Annotated in this window: 2 protein-coding genes and 2 pseudogenes; 2 read left to right on the forward strand and 2 right to left on the reverse strand. The window is 66.8% G+C overall.

Annotated features, from left to right (window positions below):
- Window positions 1–379: pseudogene (locus G6017_RS15555) on the reverse strand (Ku protein); the annotation flags it as partial.
- A gap of 79 nt (window positions 380–458) precedes the next feature.
- On the opposite strand from G6017_RS15555, the gene G6017_RS15560 reads away from it, so the two are divergent.
- Window positions 459–1,043, forward strand: a complete 585-nt coding sequence (locus G6017_RS15560; RefSeq protein ID WP_347238033.1) for a YdcF family protein — start codon at window positions 459–461, stop codon at window positions 1,041–1,043.
- A 511-nt stretch (window positions 1,044–1,554) separates the two neighbouring features.
- Window positions 1,555–2,439 carry an alpha/beta fold hydrolase gene (locus G6017_RS15565; protein WP_182618150.1) on the forward strand — a complete coding sequence of 295 codons (885 nt, stop codon included), beginning with the start codon at window positions 1,555–1,557 and terminating at the stop codon, window positions 2,437–2,439.
- Between the two features lie 107 nt (window positions 2,440–2,546).
- Here G6017_RS15565 and G6017_RS17110 read toward each other — a convergent pair.
- Window positions 2,547–2,826 (reverse strand): annotated as a pseudogene (locus G6017_RS17110) (non-homologous end joining protein Ku); the annotation flags it as partial.

Raw genomic sequence — 2,826 nt, forward strand, 5'->3', positions numbered from 1 at the left:
ACAACGTCTGCAGCATCAGCACGTCCTTGTACACCCGCAGCGCACACAACCGAGTGCGATTGCGCAGCGTGAACGTGCAGATCGCCAGCCGATCCGTCGACTCGAGCGCCTCGCGCATCAGCACATACGCCCCGTTCGACCGCGACGTCGGCTCCAGGAAACAGGCGTTGTCGAACGCCACCGGATCCACCTGGTCCGCCGGGACGAACTCCGTCACCTCGATCTCGTGCGACTGCTCCACCGGCAGACTCGCCAGATCCTCCTTCGTGAGGATGACCATCTCGCCCTCCTCCGACTCGTACGCCTTGGCGATGTCCGAGAACTCGACCGCCTCCCCGTTGTCGTCCCGCACCTTCTTGTAACGGATGCGCACGCCGTCGGGAGTATGCGATAGACAGAGCCTTGCGGCAGCCGGACGCCAGTGCCCCCGGGTCGGAAGGCCTCCGTAGCCTGGATCCGTGAGACCACGCTCCCGACGCCGCCGAAGCATCGTGGTGCTCACCCTTATCCTGGTGGTGGGGCTGCTGGTCACGGGCCTGACCGCGGCACGGGCCGTTCTCTTTCCTCGGGTCGACTCGCCAGAGCGCGTCGACGCGATCGTGGTGGTCGCTGGCTCGAACGACGACCGCTACGTCTACGCCCGCAGCCTCGCAGAGGAGGGCGTGACCGACCACATCCTCGTTTCCCAGCCACCGAGCGCCACCGGCCGCTACGCCGCCGCGATCGACTCCTACTGCGCCTCCACCCCGGTCCTCGCCCGCGACGGTCGTCGGATCGACGTGGAGTGCTTTGCCCCCGACGTGGACACAACCGAGGGTGAGACCACCGCCGCCACCCGCATCGCCCGCGAGCACGGGTACAGTTCGCTGCTGGTGGTGACCTACTGGGGCCACGTGTCGCGAGTGCGGATGTACTTCGAGCAGTGCTTCGACGGACCCATCTACGTGACCGACACGCCCCGGCCCACCTCGATCTCCCGTCGTTATGCCCTGCTGCACGAGACGGGTGGTTACCTCAAGGCATTCATCAAGCCGGCCTGTTGAGGGTGCGTGCGTCGCGGAACGTCGCCGCCGGGAGTGGTGGACCGACGGGGCGCGGGGCGGAAAGCTGAAAGGTGGCTTGACTCCGTGGGCGCTGGTTTCCCAGCCGGTTCTCGAACGCCACCGGGTTGGCACCAAGGGACTAATGAGGTCAAGACGATTGAGTCGCCGGGGCCGCAGAGGGGGAGCCCGCAGCCGCCGGCGACTCTGTCGCGCACGATGAAGGATCGCGACCAAACTCGGTCAGCGTAGTCCGCATCGTTGCGGAGCCGGCGACACCTCGAGGGGGGATAAGGCTACGCCACCGACTGCCAGCGACAATATCCGCAGAGTGGCTACTACACAACTGTCAAGTTTGTATGCATGCCTAACGAATCAAGGCCCGTCAGCGCGCGCCTCCGCCTCCCGCAGCGCGCGCAGACGGGCCCGGCCAACCTGTTGATTCGTCAGCAGTGCGAGTCGATCGCGTCCTATGGTCAACCAACACCTCCGTATCCCCTCACTAAGGACCACCATGACGACGCAAACCATCGACATCCCGCACCTGGGCGGCTCGACCATCGGCTACAAGTTCGGTCGCGACTACGACCCATCACTGCCCACCCTGGTGATGGCCAACTCGTTCACCACCTCCGTCGAGTTGTACCGCCCGCAGTTCGCTGACGAGACGCTCAGTTCGCGGATGAACCTGCTGGCGATCGAGCCGTACGGGCACGGCGCCACCCGCTCGCGGTACCGGCACTTCACCTACTGGGACAGCGCGATCGCCAACCTGCAGGTGCTCGACGCACTGGGTATCGACACCGCATTCGCCCTGGGCACCTCGCAGGGCGGCTGGATCGTCACCCGGATGGCACTGCTCGACCCCGACGCGATCCGCGGCATCGTCGTGGTCGGGACCTCGATGGACTACGAGAGCCAGGCCAGCATGGAACGCGGCTGCTGGGACGGTTCCGACTTCTGCAGCCCCGCGATCGACGCACTGGCGGCCCCCGTCGGCGACGACTGGGTGGTCGACGACGACTTCGTCCTGGGCGTACTCGCCGCCGGCCTCGGCGAGAACGTCTCCGACGCGGAGAAGCAGTTCTGGCTGGAGACCTACCGCACCAACTATCGCGGCGACGACGGCCGGCACCGCCTGCGCACAGCCTCCATCAACCTCCGCGACCGCGACGGCCTCGAGGCCCGGCTCGACGGCGTCACCTGCCCGGTCCTGTGGCTCCAGGGCACCGCCGATCAGGTGTACTCGGTGGCCAACGCCGAGGACGGCATCACGCGCTTCACCAACTCCCCCTCCGCCGAACTACAGATCGTCGACGGCGGCCAGCACTTCCTCACGGCCTCGGATCCCGACACCGCCAACACCGCGACCCTGGCGTTCGTGGAGAAGTGGAGCTGACGTCACCGCGCACCAGCGGCCGTCGCATGTAACCGCGCGCTCCAGAATCATCCGCACGGGATATATCGCAGCAGGATGATTCTGGGGCGCGCGGCTGTCGGTGGGAGCTAGGCAGACTTCTTGGCGGGCGCCTTGCGAGCAGTGGTCTTCTTGGCCGGATTCTTCTTCGCCGAGCTCGAGCTGCTCCTCTTGGCCGACGACTTCTTCCCGGAGCCGGAGCCCTCGTCGTCGTCTTCGTCGTCGCTGTCGTCTGCGTTGCCGCCGCGGTGCTTCACACCCGCCCGCAGGGCGGCAAGCAGGTCGGCGACCTCGTCGTCACCGTCGTCGTCGCTCGCCTCCTCGCGCTCCTCGACCGTGAACGCCTCTCCCCCGGCCGCCTTGGCCTCG

Origin of the sequence: Dietzia sp. B44 (assembly GCF_014145245.1) — a bacterium.
Classification (GTDB): Bacteria; Actinomycetota; Actinomycetes; order Mycobacteriales; family Mycobacteriaceae; genus Dietzia; species Dietzia natronolimnaea.

Coding starts and splice junctions, on each gene's coding strand:
- G6017_RS15565 (WP_182618150.1), top strand. CDS start 1,555: ATGACGACGCAAACCATCGACATCCCGCACCTGGGCGGCTCGACCATC.